The organism is Desulfitobacterium nosdiversum, assembly GCF_049860565.1.
Taxonomy (GTDB): Bacteria; Bacillota; Desulfitobacteriia; order Desulfitobacteriales; family Desulfitobacteriaceae; genus Desulfitobacterium_A; species Desulfitobacterium_A nosdiversum.
Window position 1 is genome coordinate 1,158,778 of the sequence record NZ_CP172056.1, and the last position, 18,872, is coordinate 1,177,649.

The 18,872-nt window shown below is 41.4% G+C and carries 12 protein-coding genes and 1 pseudogene; 10 read left to right on the top strand and 3 right to left on the bottom strand.

Going from position 1 to position 18,872, the window contains the following annotated elements; translation table 11 throughout:
- Positions 1 to 144: 144 nt before the first annotated feature.
- From ACHOLT_RS05615 to ACHOLT_RS05625, 3 genes and pseudogenes are all read right to left on the bottom strand, one after another.
- Entirely contained in the window at positions 145 to 384 is a 240-nt protein-coding gene (locus ACHOLT_RS05615) for a DUF2442 domain-containing protein (RefSeq protein WP_425806358.1), read from the bottom strand.
- Between the two features lie 6 nt (positions 385 to 390).
- Positions 391 to 658 (bottom strand): annotated as a pseudogene (locus ACHOLT_RS05620) (DUF4160 domain-containing protein).
- 502 nt (positions 659 to 1,160) lie between these two features.
- On the bottom strand, positions 1,161 to 3,245 hold the full coding sequence (locus ACHOLT_RS05625; RefSeq protein WP_425806359.1) for a cell wall-binding repeat-containing protein: 2,085 nt from the start codon (positions 3,243 to 3,245) through the stop codon (positions 1,161 to 1,163).
- Between the two features lie 151 nt (positions 3,246 to 3,396).
- Between ACHOLT_RS05625 and ACHOLT_RS05630 the strand changes: the two genes are divergently transcribed.
- The 10 genes from ACHOLT_RS05630 (at position 3,397) to rfbB (ending at position 18,843) form a co-directional block, all read left to right on the top strand.
- Positions 3,397 to 6,054, top strand: coding sequence for a S8 family serine peptidase (locus tag ACHOLT_RS05630; RefSeq protein ID WP_425806360.1), 2,658 nt, complete (start codon positions 3,397 to 3,399; stop codon positions 6,052 to 6,054).
- A gap of 456 nt (positions 6,055 to 6,510) precedes the next feature.
- Entirely contained in the window at positions 6,511 to 8,109 is a 1,599-nt protein-coding gene (locus ACHOLT_RS05635) for an N-acetylmuramoyl-L-alanine amidase (protein WP_425806361.1), read from the top strand.
- A gap of 459 nt (positions 8,110 to 8,568) precedes the next feature.
- On the top strand, positions 8,569 to 11,871 hold the full coding sequence (locus ACHOLT_RS05640; protein WP_425806364.1) for a cell wall-binding repeat-containing protein: 3,303 nt from the start codon (positions 8,569 to 8,571) through the stop codon (positions 11,869 to 11,871).
- A gap of 144 nt (positions 11,872 to 12,015) precedes the next feature.
- Positions 12,016 to 13,899, top strand: a complete 1,884-nt coding sequence (locus ACHOLT_RS05645; RefSeq protein WP_425806366.1) for an O-antigen ligase family protein — start codon at positions 12,016 to 12,018, stop codon at positions 13,897 to 13,899.
- A 104-nt stretch (positions 13,900 to 14,003) separates the two neighbouring features.
- Entirely contained in the window at positions 14,004 to 15,206 is a 1,203-nt protein-coding gene (locus ACHOLT_RS05650; RefSeq protein WP_425806367.1) for a sugar transferase, read from the top strand.
- The gene (locus tag ACHOLT_RS05655) at positions 15,116 to 15,385 is read left to right on the top strand and encodes a sugar transferase (RefSeq protein WP_425806369.1); all 270 of its coding nucleotides are present in this window, start codon (positions 15,116 to 15,118) and stop codon (positions 15,383 to 15,385) included. Before ACHOLT_RS05650 ends, ACHOLT_RS05655 begins: the two co-directional genes overlap by 91 nt.
- Entirely contained in the window at positions 15,385 to 16,242 is an 858-nt protein-coding gene (locus ACHOLT_RS05660; RefSeq protein WP_425806371.1) for a glycosyltransferase family 2 protein, read from the top strand. Before ACHOLT_RS05655 ends, ACHOLT_RS05660 begins: the two co-directional genes overlap by 1 nt.
- A 127-nt stretch (positions 16,243 to 16,369) precedes the next feature.
- Positions 16,370 to 17,248, top strand: coding sequence for a glucose-1-phosphate thymidylyltransferase RfbA (rfbA, locus tag ACHOLT_RS05665; RefSeq protein WP_425806372.1), 879 nt, complete (start codon positions 16,370 to 16,372; stop codon positions 17,246 to 17,248).
- A 12-nt stretch (positions 17,249 to 17,260) separates the two neighbouring features.
- Entirely contained in the window at positions 17,261 to 17,827 is a 567-nt protein-coding gene (rfbC, locus tag ACHOLT_RS05670; RefSeq protein WP_425806374.1) for a dTDP-4-dehydrorhamnose 3,5-epimerase, read from the top strand.
- Positions 17,824 to 18,843: a dTDP-glucose 4,6-dehydratase gene (rfbB, locus tag ACHOLT_RS05675; RefSeq protein WP_425806375.1), complete on the top strand. Its 1,020-nt coding sequence runs from the start codon at positions 17,824 to 17,826 to the stop codon at positions 18,841 to 18,843. Before rfbC ends, rfbB begins: the two co-directional genes overlap by 4 nt.
- Positions 18,844 to 18,872 lie beyond the last annotated feature (29 nt).

The window sequence follows — 18,872 nt, forward strand, 5'->3', positions numbered from 1 at the left end:
ACAATTATTATTTGCCAAAAACAATCTTATGAAACAAGAGAAACAGAAAAAAGAGTTGACAAGCCCGAAGGCAAATCAGCTCTCTATCTGCAACTATTGTCGAATTATGAGGGGGTCAGACCCCTGGGAACCGGGGGAGATTCCTTATTGGTATGGTACACTGTCATAGTAAAGCTCATCGGGACAGATATCAACACCGTTTTGCCATTCGACCGAAAGACCCGCAATGTACACGGTTTTAAAAAGAGCGGGTTTTTGCAACTCTTTAAATGGAATAAAATCAAAGTAAGGCTTTACGTCAAACACTCTGTTTTCATTATTGCTGAAAGTGACCAACAGCTTAAAATCATCAAGAGGTTTTACAGCAATTGCTCTTGGACGCACTATTGTTCACTCCAGTCCTCTAATTTTAATCAACTCTCCATCATCTCTATAAGCTCTCCATGAAGCTTTCAGTTCATCAGTATGCAGAAGCACCCATGCTTCAACAAGCTTAGTTTGTTTTCGGGGCAGCTCGCCCGCCAAAATATTGCCGTCAAAGTCAATGGACATTTTCATACTCGTTGTACATTGCATGAACATGAGGCACACTGTGCTGTGTTCCTTTTTCAAGATATAGGTATATCAAAATTCCATAAAATGAAGATATCAAAGGCATCGGAGTTACACTCCTTTTCACTTAAAGTTATTTTACTTTTTTATCATGCTACAATAATTCAACAAAACAGGCTAATTTCAGGGACGGTTTCACATCCTGTGTGTGTATGTGCATACATATTATACCATTATAAATAGAGCACGTCACGTTAATAAAATCTCTTGTGTAACATTGGAAAATGAAAAAAGGCGATTCGAATTCTCGCGAAAGGCAAGTCGAATCGCCTGGCAGTTTTCGAATTCTGAGGGGGTACAATCTCGGGGGAGATTCCGAAAGAAGCTCCCGTCGTATTACTTTAATAGTAAGCGCTTAACATTTAGGTGCATGTTCACGTGTATCCGCGTAGGAGAAAATATCTCCATGAGATCAGAATATGGAGGTATTTTTTTATGGATAGAAGCGAAAAAGAAGCGTTAGTCGCAGAATGTCGAGCAAGTGAATAGTACAAAATAACGCCGCTCATAATCACATTTTGATTATGAGCGGCGTTTCTGCTTCAAAACTATCTCAAATGACGCTGCAGTAGCGGGAAAAGCACTTTTGCTGTATCAGCATTCACCCAGTAGAGTGACCAGGCACCAGTTCCGCCAAGGTTATAGCTGTCAAGCAGGTTAAGTTTGGTCTCTAAACTTTGGATATCATCATAATATACGGTATGGACAACTTGGCTGCTGTCCGTATAGTTAAAGGTTGGTATTCCGACTGAATCTGCGGCCGAAGTTTCCCTACGGGGCGTGAGCTTGTAATCCGCAATAAGTTTTTGAGCCCCGGCAAGGCCAAGTGAGGTTTTATCATACTTAGGATTGGTGGGAGTTGAGGAGGTACTGGGCGTCCAGTCTCGGCCGTAGTAGGGCATTCCCAGCAGAACTTTGCTCATTTCGACGCCGTCCGCTTTGGTATAGTCGAAGACCTTCTTCATCCAATCGATAGGTGCGATAGGTCCCGGAGTCGCCATACTGTAGTCATAGGTCATAATGTTCAGGTAATCGACATACTGCACCAAATCATGATAGACGTATTCCTGATTCCAATCCTTCGCAGAAGTTCGAGCCGGTACGGCTTCAACAACAAGCTTGTTTTGGGCATGGAATGTAGTATAGAGCTCTTTCATGAACTCTGTAAGATTAGGTCCTGAGGTATCACTCATATCTTCAAAGTCAATGACGATGCCGTCAGCACCTGTTCGCTTGAGCATGAGACTAATATTTTGGATTAAGTTCTGGCGGCTCGCGGGGGTACTTAGCATCGAATCCAGAGCAGCTTTGCCGTCGCTGTTCCAAGCGGAGGCCAGAGTCGGCAAAACCTTAAGCCCACGGCTATGCGCTGAATTAACAACGAGGGCATAATCGGGAGCGGAGTCAGCCCAAGGTCCGGTGAAAGAGCCGTCAGCTGCAGTTTGTCCGCTGGGAATTGTATTTAGGGTATACCAGTTTGGAGCCACCCAGTCAACGGAATCGGTTGCTTGACCGGGGATAAGATTAATTTCGCTTAGATAATTTGTTGCATTGCTTCCATAAGCTTGCAGATACTGTAAAGAAATTCGCGATTGCAGAGACCCGGTTCGAACAATGCTTTCCATGCTAAAAGGAATCACTCCTAATCCTCCGAGCAGAGTGAAGGAAGCTCCCTCAATACGCCGAACCCCAATATAGCCGGAAGCGCTCGAACTAAGGTCTTCAGCCTTCTTCGGAACAAGGAGAATGGGGTTTTTATTTTGACCGGCTAAAACGGCTCCGGCGAGAGCATCCGGGAAGTCTTCACCCGTCGCAACATAGATCGAAGAACGATCATAGCTTAAGGTATTCAATATTGCGAGATTTGTTGCATAGCGATCAGCTCCGGACAACCGTGTGACGCTGATATTTTGAGCTTGTAAAGCAGATTGAATTGAAGGATCAATAACTCCTTCTCCGCCAATGAGGGTAACGTTAGTGACTCCCAGCGTTTTCAGGGTGTCTAGAGTAGCTTGGGGAAGCGTTTTTTGTTCCGTTAAAAGCAAGGGTATTCCTTGACTGGCAGCATAGGAAGAAATGCTCAAGGCGTCGGCAAAGGAATTTCCGGAAGCAAGGTAAGCTTGACTGGCTTGAGGCACTGCTTTTTTGGCAATTTCTGCTGCAGTTTGGTAACGATCGATACCGTTTAAACGTTCCACCGTAAGATTTTGACTTTGAAGCGTTGCTTCGACTGCTGCAGAAACAGCGCCGGTTCCGCCAAGAATATAGACCTTTTGAGCTCCGAGACGTTTAATTTCATCAAGCACGCCTGCGGAAAGAGAGGCGGAATCCGTTAAAAGCAGAGGACCTTTTATATTAGAGCTGTTTGCAAGAACGGCTCCGGCCAAGGCATCCGGAAAATCATCACCCCGAGCTAAGACTACCGCAGGTGCTTGCGACCAACCGGCTTTAGAAATTTCGAGTGCCGTATCATAGCGTGTGCTTCCGGCGAGACGAGTAATCTGAGAGGAAGCAGAGTCTGCTAAAGCGGAAGGGGAGATAGAAGGATTTGAGAAAAAAAGGGTTAACGTTGCCATTGAAGTAAGTAAAGTAAAAGCAATTTTTTTATGAACCTTGGATTTTAAATTAAACACGTTAGCATAGTCAGCTCCTTAAATAAATTTTTCTAACATATAAATTCGCTTAAAGTGATCGATTCTCCTGTGTCGAAAAGGAAAAAAACGACTTTAAGGCGAATTGTAAGGCTAAGGAATAGTCGCAAGAGATAAATAAGGGTGGGAGTAAATGCTTAAATTGTTAAAGTTATTGATTAAAGATCAAAGAATTAGATTAAAAAATAAAAGGTTTCTTTGTTTAGGAATTGCGCTTGCGTTTTTTTTGACGTTAACCCCTGTCCCTATGCTAAAAACAGATACTTCAACATTACCCAACGTTAATACAGGAGTTGCCTCGCAAAATGTGCAAAAAATGCCAAAGAGTGCTTCGGCGGGTACACAGGTTAATCCAAATTTAAATGCTCTCGAAGGACAAGCTCAAGACCTTACAGGCCGCCTTGTTGTCAAACTAAGTCCCGGTACTTCTCCCGAGGCAATTGCGGAACAAGTAAAAGGTCAGATTGCTCGGAAAGGTCCATTACAGTTTATGACTTTGGCTCTTGATTCCAGTCGTATAAATGAAGTTACGGAGGAATTAAAAACTATACCAGGTGTTTTAAGTGTAAGCCCGACCCAAAAGGTAAAACTGAGTGCAGGTGGGACGGCTTTTCCGGTCGCAGATCCGCATTATTCGGAACAATGGGGATTATCGAAAGCTGAGGTTCCTAAAGCCTGGAATCTCGGAGCGACAGGGAAAGGAATCACAGTTGCGGTGGTAGATACCGGAGTCGACGCTAATCACCCGGATCTTCAAGATAACTTGGTTTCCGGCTATAATGCGATCACTGGAGAGACTGGAGTTTCAGCGGCTCAGGATAATAATGGACATGGTACCCATGTTTCAGGGATCATCGCAGCTGAACTCAACGGAGCTGGCGTAGTTGGTGTTGCGTATCAAGCAAAGATTATGCCGATTAAAACGATGGATCGTTCCGGCGAAGGCACCGATGATGTGATTGCCGATGGGATTGTATGGGCAGCAGATCATGGGGCGAAGATTATTAACTTAAGTTTAGGATCGGATACTCAAGAAGACATATTAAAGGAAGCAGTCCAGTATGCGATCGATCAGGGATGCTTAGTTGTTGCGGCAGGGGGGAACAAAGAGGACTCGACGAACCTTACAACAATCACCTACCCAGCGGCTGATCCTCAGGTCTTGGCAGTGACTGCAACAGATGAGAACGATCACTTAGCTTCTTTTTCACTTAATGGACCCAATGCAGGATTAGCTGCACCGGGAACGCACATTCTGAGTGATTATTGGAAGAACGAGTCTGGATATGCGACTTCGGATGGGACTTCGATGGCAGCGCCCTTTGTTGCCGGAGTAGCAGCACTAGTTTGGAGCACACAACCCGACTTTTCTGCAGATCGTGTCCGCCAGGTATTGGAGGATTCAGCAATAGACTTAGGTTCTCCAGGACGGGATTCTTCCTTTGGGTATGGAAGGGTAGATGCCTACTGGGCAGTGAAGTTTGCGGATCAGCCAGAATCCTTGCCTGCCTCAGCAAATGTTTCCTGGGCGGGAGGAATACTCCAGGGCGGAACAACAACGACTCCTGCCACCTTAACGGTCCCTTCACGGGCGTTTGGTTCGGATCCAACTCTAAGTCCGAAAGTTGAGATTACCACACCGACGGGCATCGCCGGCCTGCCGAGTGGGGTTAATCCCATTGGACAGCCTGTTTCTGTAGCCTTGGGAATCAGCACTTCAGTCAGGAAACAGCTCCAACTCTCCATGACTCCAGACTATAAAACCTTTGCACCCGATTCTTCACATCTTTTTTATATCTACCGGTGGTCCGGTTCGCGCTGGCTTAAAGTAGGCGGAGGGGTAAGCTCGAATACGGTGACGGTTGGAATAACAGAGCCGGGAATCTATCAGATCGGATCTGCATCCATTCCTCAAGGGAATCGTCTAGCCGGTGCAGATCGGCTGGAAACCGCAATTCAGATTTCCCAGGCGGGATTCCCTGATGGAGCGGATACAGTTATACTCGCCCGTGCGGAAGATTTTCCAGATGCTTTAGCAGGTGTGCCCTTAGCGTATAAATACCATGCTCCGATCCTTTTGACGAATTCGACGAGTTTATCAGACAGTGTCCTTAATGAAATAAAACGTCTCAACCCTCAACAGATTATCCTTCTCGGAGGAACCGGTGCGATTTCGAGAGGGATAGAGCAGGAACTGAAGAATATGTACAATATAACGCGTCTCGGCGGAGCCAATCGTTATGCAACTGCCCAGCAAATTGCGGAGGCTTTGGGTATGACCGGTGAAGCCATTATTGTAAACGGGGATAACTTTCCGGATGCAATCTCGATTTCTTCCATCGCTGCTCAAAATGGAGTTCCCATCCTTCTAACACAATCGAATAACGTACCTTCGGAAACGAATCAACCGTTAAGAAAGTTTTCAGTAACTGGAACTGTCGCAGTAGGAGGGGAAGGTGTTATTTCTGCAAATACTTTTGCATCTCTACCTACTCCGCTTCGGCTATCAGGGCAAGATCGCTATGAAACGGCAGCTCAAGTACTCAGTGCTTTTCCGCCGCAAGGGGGAATAACCTTCCTCGCGACCGGTGAAAATTTTCCGGATGCTTTAACCGGAGGCGTACTCGCTGCATTAAATAGTACGGATCTTGTTTTAGTATCGCCTACAGGTCTTCAGGGGAAAGAGAAGACGGCTATACAAAGTTGGAATGGTCAAAAAGTCGTTGCCTTCGGCGGCAAAGGAGTAGTTTCTGATTCGCTCCTTTCCTACGTTCAGACTATGCTTCAATAAAATAGATTATCGCTAAGCAGCATTTTCAGAGGATAAAAAAGATAGGGTCATGTAGCTTCTCGCACATCCGTTCACTTAGCCGCTCCGGGGCTGGCACACTCGCTTCCGTGGGAGCTCAGCCAAACCTCTGGGTAATACCTGAAGTGTGTCGCTCCTGTGCTCCATGCACCCGCGACATCAGGCCATCCATGGCCAAGCCCACTGGCGCCGCTACCCCACGAAAGCGTCGTGTGTTTCAACGCCCCTTCGCAAATCGCTTACTTCTGTGCGAGAAGCTACGCTTGGGGGTCTTTTTAGTTATTTTATACAAGCTTTTCAGGCTAGAGATAAGAATAAATTGGACCAAAAATTGGGTCTAAAGTCCTTGGCGTTTAGGGAAGGATTTTAGGAGGCGGTGTCGAAGTTTCCAAAGAAAATGCCAAAGGCAATCGTATATATAGGTAAGGAGGAATATCTTTGTGGCAACGAATCGTTAAATGGAGCGCGCTTTTATTTTTTGGGCTTGTGTTCTGGCTTGGAACGCAAACCGCGGTCAGCGCATCTCCTTTAGCAGCAGATACAACACGAGTCTACGGCGCCGATCGCATCGAAACAGCCATTCGGATTTCCCAAGCGGGATGGCAAAGTGCTTCAACAGTCTTGCTCGCACGAGCGGACGACTTTCCGGATTCCTTGGTTTCTGTTCCACTGTCTAAACGCTTGGATGCACCGATTTTACTTACGTATCCGGGACAATTGGATACAACCGTACTTCAGGAAATAAAGCGTCTAGGTGCGAACCATGTCATTGTACTTGGCGGTGAGGGAGTGATGGGGTCATCAATAACGGTTCCCCTTGACCAAGCAGGACTCCAATGGGAACGAATTGGCGGCCAAGACCGTTATGATACTGCGGTCAAGGTAGCTGAACGTCTGGGAGGGAATGGACAAGTTATCCTTGCCAATGGAGATAACTTTCCTGATGCATTAGCGATTGGACCGTATGCAGGGTTAACGTCGACTCCGATTCTCTTAACCCAAGCGACGGAATTACCTCAGACGACCAGGGATGAACTCACGAAATTTGCAGCCGCTAAGACGTATGTTATTGGCGGTGAAGGTGCAGTTTCATCTGAAATTGTTCAGGGCCTATCAGGGCTGCAGCGTATTTCAGGTAAAGACCGCTATGAAACGGCTGCCCAAGTCTATTGGTTTTCTAAAGAAAGTCTTTCCAACACCCCCGTAAATGGAATATCTAAAGCGTATTTAGTAACAGGCGAGGATTTTCCCGATGCATTAGTTGCCGGAGCTTTAGCTGAGAAACAAAATACTACACTTTTTATGGCAGCGAAAAATGATTTGCCCGGAGCAACATATTCAGCTCTGCTTGACTCTTCGGTAGATGGCAAGTTATGGGTTGTTCTTATCGGCGGCACGGGCGTACTTTCCAGCCAAGTTCAAGAAATGGTTGAGGGTACAGCCTTACCTTCTTCACTCTTGGCAGGAATGACGATCGTAATTGATCCGGGTCATGGGGGACCTGATACAGGGGCTATCGGAGCCAGCGGTACATATGAGAAGAATAATACCTTGCCGGTAGGGCTTTATCTGGCCGATCTTCTCCGAGCCTCTGGAGCAAACGTTATTCTGACCCGTGACAACGACACGTCTCCGGCCGGTTCGAATTATACCGAGCTAAGCGACCTGCAAGCCCGCGTACAAATTGCAAACCAAAATAAGGCTGATTTATTTGTGAGTATTCACAATGATTCTTTCAGCAATCCTGATGCGGGGGGAACGACAACTTACTATTCATCGGACAGTGTCGTCGCCGATAAATCACTGGCCCTCGGGGCAGATGTCCAGAGAGAAGTGGAGAAACAGCTGGGTTTATTGGATCGAGGTACAAAGAGTGCAAACTTTTATGTAGTTAAAAATACAACTATGCCTGCGATTCTCGTTGAGCTTGGATTTATCTCGAATCCAACGGAAGAAAAACTTCTTAGCTCTGCAGATTTTCAAAAGAAAGCGGCCGAAGGAATCTATCAAGGAATCTTAACGTACAAAGGCTATTAATTATAGAAGAAAACGTAATAAATCCACAAATATATTAAGAATTTCTTAAGGGTCTAGCTTTATGGGAAGTTTTTCGGTAAACTGGTTTTAGCATCGTTATACAACATGTCTTAAAAAAACTAATTTTTTTTAAGAGGTTTGCAGGAATATTGTTCCTCATACCGAATAAGTATAACGAATGTAGAAACTGTATAGGGTTTCTTCATTAAATGCGTTCTAAAGGGTAGGCCACCCGTGAGACAAATGTCTTTCAGGGGGGACGCCTCCGTAAAGGGGTGGGATGCCTTTAGATATTGCGCAATGTCTAAAGATTTGCGGCTTACATAAGGGGGGTGAAAGCCACCAAGATCGAGCAACTTGGTAAGGAATAAGGTTTGTACATAAAAAAGAAAAAGTACACTAACCCGAGTTCCGAAGACAAAACAAAATTACCCAAAAAAGAGAGGAGAAATTTACTACATGAGAAAGACGAAAAAGGCTTTAGCCTCCTTAGCTATCGCCGGGATGGTTCTCTCAATTGCCCCAATGAGCGTATTCGGCGCTACAGATGTAACACGTTTATCTGACGCAGATCGCGTAGGAACTGCTATTGCGATCGCTGCAAACGGTTGGACTTCAACTGACAGCGTTATCGTTGTTCCTGCTGACGATGCCAACATTGTGGACGCATTGGCTGCTGCTCCTTTGGCAGGACAACTCAATGCTCCGATCCTCGTAACCTACAAAGGTGCATTGGATCCTAAAGTTCAACAAGAAATTGTTGACCTCAAAGCTAAAAATGTTTACGCAGTTGGTGCTTTAAGCGCTGACACAGTTGCTGCCCTGAAAGCAATCTCCGGTGTAAATGTTACCGCACTTCAAGGCGCTGACCGCACCGAAACCGCTGCTAAAGTTGCTGCTCAACTGACCAACATCAAAGGTTCCTTTGTTGTTGCTTATAATGGCGTTGCTGACGCAATGTCCGCAGCTTCTTATGCTGCTGCAAACGGATATTCAATCCTTGTTGAAAATCCGGATGCTACTCTTCCTGCAAACGAAGCTGCTTACAAAGGTGCTACACAATACACCGTCGGCGGCCAAGCAAAATTAGACGGAGCTACTGCTCTTGCAGGCGCTGATCGTTATGCTACAAACGATGCAGTTGTTAATGCTCTTGACTACAAATATGACAAAGTCTATGTTGCTAACGGCGAAACCCTCGTCGATGCACTTGCTGGTGCATCTTTAGCAGCTAAAACCAACTCTCCAATCGTTCTTGCTGATACTACAAAAGCAGCTACCGGCGTGAACGGTAAAGTAACCGATTCCACACAAGTTATTGCTCTTGGCGGAGTTGGCGCAGTTCCTGAGGCTGTTCGCGCTTCTGTCGGAAAAACAACACCTTCGGGTCCTGTATCTGTTCAAAGTGTAAAAGCTAGTGCAGCAAACCAAATTAAAGTCACCTTTGGCGCAGCACCTGCTGACACATCGAAAGTTACTTTTGATGTTCAAAGATCTACAACTCCTGTTACGGTAACTGCGACTTGGAACGATGCTAAGACAGAGGCAACACTGACTGGCTCTGCTAATTTCCCAGAAGGATCCTACACAGTTGCTGTTAAAAACGACACAACTGATCTTGGAACATCTACCTTAGACATTACTGCTCAAAAAGTTGCTAAAATCAATATTACCTCTACCAAATTAGCAGTAACAACGACAGGTGCAGCTGTTCAAACAGGATATGCAACCTATCAAGTTGAAGACCAATATGGTAATGATATTACCACAGCGTCACTTGCTAATTCTTTAAACTTCCAAAGCGGTGTCTCAAATAATATGGAATGGAAAGATGGCTTAATTACCATCCATCCTGGAAGTTTGAATCTTCTCCAGTTTTCTACAGTAGTAATTACTGGCTATGATGATAATACTGGAGTTTCAACGACTGCTACCTTGACTGTTTCAACGCAAGTTGGTTCATTAAGCAGCTTCAAACTTACAACTTTGACCAATGCAGATGGCAAAGAATTATCAGCAGGAGATTCCTCCAGCGTATTCTATGCCGGTTATGAAGCTGTTGATATTAGCGGTAACAAAACGACTAATCTTGATTTGATTAGAGGCGGTTTAATTACCAATACCAACAATAATCTAGCATATGGCTTAACAACATCAAGCTCTTATGTGACAGCTGAAGTAGTAGAAGATCCAAGTGATTCTACAAAGGCTGCTATTGAGGTTAAAGTTGCTCCAAACGTTTCGATTTCCATGGATATGCCAATCACCATTACAGCAATGACATGGACCGGATCGACCTCAAGTATTAATGTAACCCTGAAGAAAGGGTCTGTCGTAGATAAATTTACGTTAATGGCTCCAGCATATGACATTGCTCAAAATGAGACAAAAGAAATCCCATTTGTTGCTTATGATCAAAATGGAGTTCAATTGACTGATGCAAGTGATATTTCAATGGACGATGTAACGTTCTCATCAAACATCACAACTAAGGTTAATGTTGATGGAACTCTGTCGTTATGGTTCACATCTGCTAACACTGGATCTCAAGTTATTACAGCAATGACATCATCCGGTAAATACAGCTCTGTAACGATCAATGTTGAGGATCCGGCATATGCTGATACTTTAGCTTTAGACTCAACGAAGTTAGTTAACAATATGGAAGCAGGCGCTGTACAAAAAGTTGACTTCGGATTTGATAAAGGTGGCTTATCTGTAAAAGACCAATATGGTAGACTCTTTGATATGTCAGATAACGCTAACGGATATCAAGTTAAAGTTGAAAGCTCAGATACTGCTGTTGTTAACTATGTAAGCGGACACCAATACGCTTATGAAGGACAACAAATTCAACTCCAAGCTGGAGCTACAACAGGTACTGCAACTGTTAAATTCACCTTGATTAAGACTAGTGATGGTACAGTGAAAGATACCAAATCAGTCACCATTGCAAATGTTAGCACTGATGACATCAAAGGATACACGATCGACTCTGTAGCGAATGCAATCTATACTTCAGAGGACAATGCAAATACAATTACTGATTTCGAAAAAGCTTATGCAGCTAATCCAAAAGTTTATGGTCAAACTGCAGGCGGCGCTAAAGTCGCATTAGCAGGTAATCCTGTAATCGGTGCTTATGTCGACAGTACAGACTTTGCAGTTACTGCCGCTACAACCTCTTCAGCTCTTGCATATGACGCTGTTAAAGTAACTGCTCATCAACTAGATACTGGTGTAACATCCTCCAGCACGAATTTGACAGTTACTATTCAAGATCAAGTAGACCAATCTATAAATGTAGTGACAACAGCTATCAAATCTACGAATGCAGCTCCTGTCGCAAAAGATCTTGCAGTTCAAGTTAAAACATGGTTACCTGGTGTGACTGTAAATTCCATTGGTGATGAAATCACAATTAGCACATCCGCGGCTGCTGCTAATGGTGGTACACTGCTAACTGCTAATACCGGGTTAGGAAATGGTGCTACTTTAGCAAGATACGATGTTACAACTGGTGCCAGCGCGAATCGCGCAGCCGTTAACTTCTATACTTTAGATCAATATGGAGTTAAGGGTGGAATTCAATTAGCGCAAATCCTTAAAACAGGCGATACTTTAACAAATGGTTCATTCACAGTAGATGCGAATGGATTGATTTCTGCTAGTTTAACTACTGCTACTAGAGGAACAGTAACTCTTAAAGCTATTTCGACAAATGGCTTAGTTAAAACAATTAAGATTACCTTCGCTCAATAATAGTAACAGTATCTACAACACAATATTATCAAGAGAAGGACAGTATTGAACTGTCCTTCTCTTCTTGATTGTGCATATTTAAATGTAATTCTTTGTGCATAGAAACCATGTAGAATATATTTATGGATACCGAGGTGAAATTCTATGAAAACTGCTGAAATAGAAATGAAATGGTATCATTTTTTGCCCCATATTTTTATACTAACTATTGTACCCCTAATTGTTCATTTGAATGTAATGCCTTTAACAGGTGCATATTTCGATTTCTGGAATGGCGATAAAAATAATTTGGATTTTTTTTCGTATTATAAAGGAATATGGCTGCTCGTTTTTACTGGCCTTCTAGTTATAATGTTTTTGGTACGGCTTTTTCAAAGTGATCCAAACCTAATTAAAAAAGATCTAAGAATATATTACATACCTGCAGGAGTATATCTATTATTTGTAATAGTATCAACAGTTTTTTCAAAATATCAAAATATATCGATTTCAGGATTTCCAGACCGTTATGAAGGAATTTACATTCTAGCTGCTTATATATTCCTTTTCTTCTTTACAACAGCTTTTACTTCAAAAGAAAAACATGTCAAAATTATTTTAGGTTCACTTATTATAGGTGCAACGATTATTGGAAGTATCGGTTTATTTCAATACATAGGTTATGATCTATGGAAATCAGATTTTGGAAAATCTTTAATGATTCCTTCAAAATATTTAAAAATATCTAATGATATAAGATTTCAATTTGATAAACATACCATTTATGCAACGCTATATCATACAGACTATGTAGGAAGTTATATGGCGATGTTATTTCCCTTGAGTTTTGCGCTCTTAGTTCTCGTAAAAAATAAGTGGTTCAAAGTTGGTATGGCAATTATAACTGTAATAATGGCAATAAATTGGCTTGGTTGCAACTCTCGTGCAGGCTTTGTAGGAGGGGTTCTGGCTTTAATCGTTTTTTTAATTTCTATAAACAAAGTATTGACTAGACATTGGAAGTATTTTGCTGTTGGGCTTATGGTTACAATTGCAATGTTTTTGGGGCTGAATCAGATTTCACATGGGTACGTAAATACGCGGGTAGCATCAATTTTTCGCGATGTAAAGTCTTTAATCAGTTCGAACGGAAATAGTAATAGCCAATCTTATAAAGACAGTATCCCATTGAAAGATATTAAGATAAGTGGAACAAAGGGAACAGTTGTTACAGCAACTGAGACTTTAAATTTCAAATTAATTAACAACCAACTTACCTTTGAAGACACGAATAATAAGCCTATTGAGTCAAGTTACGATACCTCAAACGGAAAGATAACGCTAAAAGATCCAGCGTATAAAGATTATAGCTTACTTGCTGGAAAAGATGGAAACCAATATGTCTTTAAACTTGATAAAGGCGATATAAAACTCCTTTTTGATTTGAAACCTCAAGGCATTTCACTCATGGACAATAAAGGAAAGATATTTACTCTAGAACCCGTAGAATCTTGGGGTTTTAACGGTAAGGAAAAACTAGGATCTTCTCGTGGTTATATATGGTCACGATCAATACCTCTTCTTAAAAATACAATCCTCCTTGGATATGGTCCGGATACATTTGCGGCATATTTCCCGCAACATGATATTTTGGGAAAAATGTACGCTTATAATGGAGATATGTGGCAACTCGTAGATAAGCCTCATGATCTCTATTTACAAGTTGCACTCAATACTGGGATGGTCTCACTGCTTGCATTACTTGTGCTCTTTGGCCTTTATTTGTTTAAAAGTATTAAAATATATACAAAAAATGAATATGACAATTTCCTATCACAAGTCGGTGTTGGAGTGTTTATAGCTATTGTCGGTTATCTAGGAGCAGCCTTCTTTAACGATAGTGTAGTATCCGTTGCGCCCGTCTTTTGGATTCTATTAGGCCTAGGAGTAAGTATCAATCACATCATAAGCAATCAAAATGCAAGTAAAGGAACTAATTTTCAGAATAGGAAACTAGGGAATCCAGGGAATCCAGCTAAGATCAAGTAATGTTCGACAATTTATACGGCTAAAAAGGGATTTAGAAAAGCCTGTCGAATAAGAAAATATTAACATTGATTAAAATAGTCAGCATAAATTCTGGAGGAAGTGTTGTGCTCTATTCCCTAAAAGTACAAGGCCTGCGAGTTCAGTATTTTCTTGCTGATATATTCGTATTTGGTCTGACAAGTATAGTTGTTGCCTACTTGAAGTTCGCGAGTGATGTTTCGGTTATTAATATAAATGCATACCTCATTACGATCATCTTATTAGGGATATTATACCTGGGATTACTTTACCTCGGGGGTAATTATGAGCCGAATGCAGTTATGGACTTCAAGTGGAGCATTTATTTACGTGCGATTACATATACTGCAGCAATTTTTTTCGTAACATCGTTTTACATTCGTACTATAAGCTATTCGCGGATGTACTTTACGATATTGTTTTTGTTTAATTTTGTCGCAGCGGTCAGTGCACACAAGATACTCAACAAAATCCATGGCAAATTATTTTATGAAGAATTAAAATATCCAATGGTTGCAGTCGGGTTTGAAAAAAGTGAACTAGGTACACTGAAAAAGACGGCGGATATTCTTGGTCTTAGAATAATTGCAGAACTTGATTCTAAAAGCATTATTGCAGAATTTATTTCCCTTAAACAAAACTTGATTCATGCTAAAGAATCGAAAGACAAAGATGATATAGGGATTTTGCTTTATGAAGAAGGAGATAGTGAATTTAAGGACCTTGTTTCCTTTTGCGAAATCAACTATATTCCGCTCTATATTTTGCCTTCTTCAACACGTATGCTATCGGTGCCATTGCAGGCGCTCGATCATAAAGGCCTTGTTATTTTCGGTCCTAAGGATTTGATAGTTGATGGGGTTTCTAAACGATTAAAAAGAACTGTCGATGTCATTTTGGCATCCGTTGGAATTATTCTTTCGTCGTGGTTAATGGTCTTAGTTTGGACAATTATAAAGATATCTTCAAAGGGTCCTGGAATTTATGCACAGGAACGCTTAGGGCTTGATGGAAAAACGATAAGAATCTATAAATTCCGAACTATGGTTATTAACTCGGATCAAATGTTAAAAGAACTCCTTCATGATGAAGAAACACGTAAAAGCTATTATGACTCATATAAGCTAGAAAATGATCCAAGGATAACGAAAATCGGACGATATCTGAGAAAACTGAGTTTGGATGAGCTGCCGCAATTATGGAATATTTTTTGTGGAGATATCAGTTTTGTTGGCCCACGGCCGATTATTCCCCGGAGATCAATCGTTACGGGTCAAACGGAAAACTGATTTTACGGGTTAAGCCAGGCTTGACCGGTCTTTGGCAGGCTAGCGGACGCAATGATGTAAGCTATGAAGAGCGCATTAAATTGGACTTATTCTATATACATAATTGGTCAATGGGCTTGGATTTTAAAATTATCCTCCAAACGATTCCAAGCGTTTTATTGGGAAGGGGTGCTTCCTAATGGACCTATCAATTATCATGATAAATTATAATGCAAAAGAACTAACAGCAAAGGCCATTCAATCCATTTATGATACAAAACCGCAGATTTCCTTTGAGATTATTGTTGTAGATAATAGCAGTGACGAAACACAAGTCTATAGAAATAAAAGCCTGAAAGCAAACAGTGTAATTCGGGTTGAAAACAAAGGCTTTGGCAATGCCTGTAATATTGGCGCGGCAAATGCGCGCGGACAATATATTCTCTTCTTAAACAATGACACCTTGATGCATGAAAGAACACTGGATACCTGTGTCCGCTATTTGCAGCATCATCCGCATGTCGGCGTACTCAGCGCCCGTATTTTATTAGAGAATGGTTTATTGGATCATGCTTGTAAACGCGGCTTTCCTACACCAATCTCGTCACTATATTATTTTTGCGGCTTAGATAAAAGATTTCCGAAGAGCAAAAAGTATGGCGCTTATCGTCAAACTTTTATTGAAGTAGATTCTATAAGTGAAGTAGATTCTGTGGCCGGTTCCTTCCTAATGATGCCAAACACCGTTTTTGAAAAAGTTGATGGATATGATGAGACATTCTTTATGTATGGTGAGGATTTAGATCTGTGCTTCCGCGTAAAGAATAATGGTTTTTCTGTAGTCTATTACGGGCCGGTATGCATTACCCATCTAAAAGGGCAGAGCGGTCTTCATACAAAGTCTCCACTGGTCACGTATCATTTTTATAATGCGATGTTATTATTTTATAAGAAACATTATCTAAAAAAATATAATTGGTTAACAACTATAGCTGTATACTTAGGAATTAAGACTAAGTATGCATTAGCCGTTTTAAAAATTAGGTTAGATAAATAAGATTACATTTCGCTAGGCCTATTAGATTTAATGATTAATAAAGTGAAATGCTTTTATACCATTAAATTTTGTTTCTTTAATCAAGAAGTAAGAATCTAATCGAACAATATAGATTGGAGAAGTTGTTGTGAAAGGTATTATTCTTGCTGGAGGGTCTGGCACAAGACTTTATCCATTGACCCTCGTCACATCCAAGCAACTATTACCAGTTTATGACAAACCGATGATTTATTATCCATTGTCAACCCTCATGCTAGCAGGAATTAAAGACATTCTCATAATTTCTACGCCTCAAGATCTTCCTAACTTTAAACGGCTTTTAGGGGATGGTACTAATTTAGGTATTAAACTTTCCTATGAGGAACAGCCCTCCCCTGATGGCCTTGCGCAAGCATTTATAATTGGGGAAAAGTTTATAAATGGTGACAGTTGCGCCATGGTACTGGGTGACAATATTTTTTACGGCAGTGGATTAACACAGCATTTGCGTAAGGCTGCGGAACTGGTGGAAGGTGCAACTGTTTTTGGGTATTATGTAGAGGATCCCGAGAGATTCGGTGTTGTAGAATTTGATGAGAATGGAAAGGCAGTTTCAATAGAAGAAAAACCTGAGAATCCGAAATCAAATTATGCGATTACCGGTCTTTATTTTTATGACAATAATATATGCCAATATGCTAAAAAACTTAAGCCATCATCACGCGGAGAGTTGGAAATTACGGATATAAACCGTATCTATTTAGAGAAAGGCAACCTTGACGTTGTCACTTTAGGACGAGGTTTTGCGTGGTTGGACACTGGTACAATTGATTCTTTAGCGGCAGCTTCTGAGTTTGTTAAGGTGCTGGAAACACGACAGGGAATTAAAATTTCGGCAGTAGAGGAAATTGCTTATCGCAATGGATGGATCGCAAAAGAAAAATTAATGGAGTCAGCTAAGAAGTATGGTAAATCCGCTTATGGGAGCCATTTAAGAGCAGTTGCAAATGGAAAAATATTATATTAAGAGGGGAATCCGATGAACGTTATTAAGACTAACGTTTTAGATGTCTATATATTTGAGCCGCAAGTATTCGGTGACACCCGAGGGTGGTTCATGGAAACGTGGTCAAAGAGAGAAATGGATAAGCTTGGTTTGCAATATAATTTTGTACAAGATAATCAATCTTTTTCTGCCCAAAAAGGAACACTACGCGGCTTACATTTTCAAAAGGGGAAAGCTGCTCAGGCGAAATTAGTGCGGTGTGTAAAAGGTATAGTCTTAGATGTTGCTATCGATTTACGAAAAGGTTCGCCGACCTATAAAAGATGGGAGGCAGTGGAATTATCCGGCGAAAATAAAAGGCAGCTATTGATTCCGCGTGGCTTTGCACATGCCTTTTTGACGCTTACCAATGATGTCGAATTTATATATAGGGTAGATAATGATTACTGTCCTGAAGCAGAGCGGAGTATAAAATGGAATGACGAAGAACTCAATATTGCTTGGGGAATAGATGATCCCATTTTGTCGGCAAAGGATGCGAAAGCCCCTAAATTTTGTGACAGCGATGCAGACTTTATCTATGAGGGGAAAGAGAAATGAAAATAGTTATTACAGGTGGAGCAGGTTTTATAGGTGGAAATTTCCTTCATTATATGCTAAAAAAGTATCCGAACTATGAGATGATTTGCGTTGATAAGCTTACCTATGCAGGCAATATAGAAACTTTAGAAACAGTTATGAACAATCCTTATTTTAAGTTTATTAAAGCAGATATTGCAGATAGGACAGCAATTTATAAAATATTTGAAGAAGAAAAGCCAGATATCATCGTAAATTTTGCGGCAGAGAGCCACGTTGATCGTTCAATAGAAGATCCATCGATTTTTTTACAGACAAATGTAATAGGTACACAAGTATTACTTGATGCCTGCAGAAAGTTTGGAATTGACCGCTATCATCAGGTATCTACTGATGAGGTTTATGGTGATCTGCCGCTGGATAAACCAGATTTATTTTTTACAGAGGAAACCCCAATTCATGCTTCTAGCCCTTACTCAGCAAGTAAGGCTAGTGCAGATTTATTGGTACAAGCCTATTATAGAACCTTTGGAATTCCTGTGACTATCTCTCGTTGCTCGAACAACTATGGACCGTACCATTTTCCTGAAAAGCTTATACCTCTGATGATTGCCAATGTTCTAAATGATAAACCTCTCCCGGTATATGGTACAGGAGAAAATGTTCGCGACTGGTTATATGTTGAAGATCACTGTATAGCCATTGACCTTATTATTCATAAGGGTAAAATAGGTGAAATTTATAATATTGGAGGACATAATGAACGAAGCAACTTAGAGGTCGTTCAGACTATTATCACGGAACTAGGCAAGGGCGAGATTAGATATGTAGCAGATCGCGCCGGACATGATAAACGGTATGCCATTGATCCAACAAAAATATATAAAGAATTGGGTTGGATCCCCAAAACTAGTTTTGATGAAGGCATTAAGAAGACAATAAAATGGTATTTAGATAATAAATGTTGGTGGCAGAATATTATAAGTGGAGAGTATAAAGAATACTATAAAAAAATGTACGAGGATAAATTAGCATAGTAGATCTTTATTTAAACTTAGTTTAAAGG

Excerpts from the sequence above, each read along its gene's own strand:
- ACHOLT_RS05630 (WP_425806360.1), top strand. The coding sequence starts at position 3,397 with ATGCTTAAATTGTTAAAGTTATTGATTAAAGATCAAAGAATTAGATTA.
- ACHOLT_RS05640 (WP_425806364.1), top strand. The coding sequence starts at position 8,569 with ATGAGAAAGACGAAAAAGGCTTTAGCCTCCTTAGCTATCGCCGGGATG.
- ACHOLT_RS05645 (WP_425806366.1), top strand. The coding sequence starts at position 12,016 with ATGAAAACTGCTGAAATAGAAATGAAATGGTATCATTTTTTGCCCCAT.
- ACHOLT_RS05655 (WP_425806369.1), top strand. The coding sequence starts at position 15,116 with ATGGAATATTTTTTGTGGAGATATCAGTTTTGTTGGCCCACGGCCGAT.
- ACHOLT_RS05660 (WP_425806371.1), top strand. The coding sequence starts at position 15,385 with ATGGACCTATCAATTATCATGATAAATTATAATGCAAAAGAACTAACA.
- rfbC (WP_425806374.1), top strand. The coding sequence starts at position 17,261 with ATGAACGTTATTAAGACTAACGTTTTAGATGTCTATATATTTGAGCCG.
- rfbB (WP_425806375.1), top strand. The coding sequence starts at position 17,824 with ATGAAAATAGTTATTACAGGTGGAGCAGGTTTTATAGGTGGAAATTTC.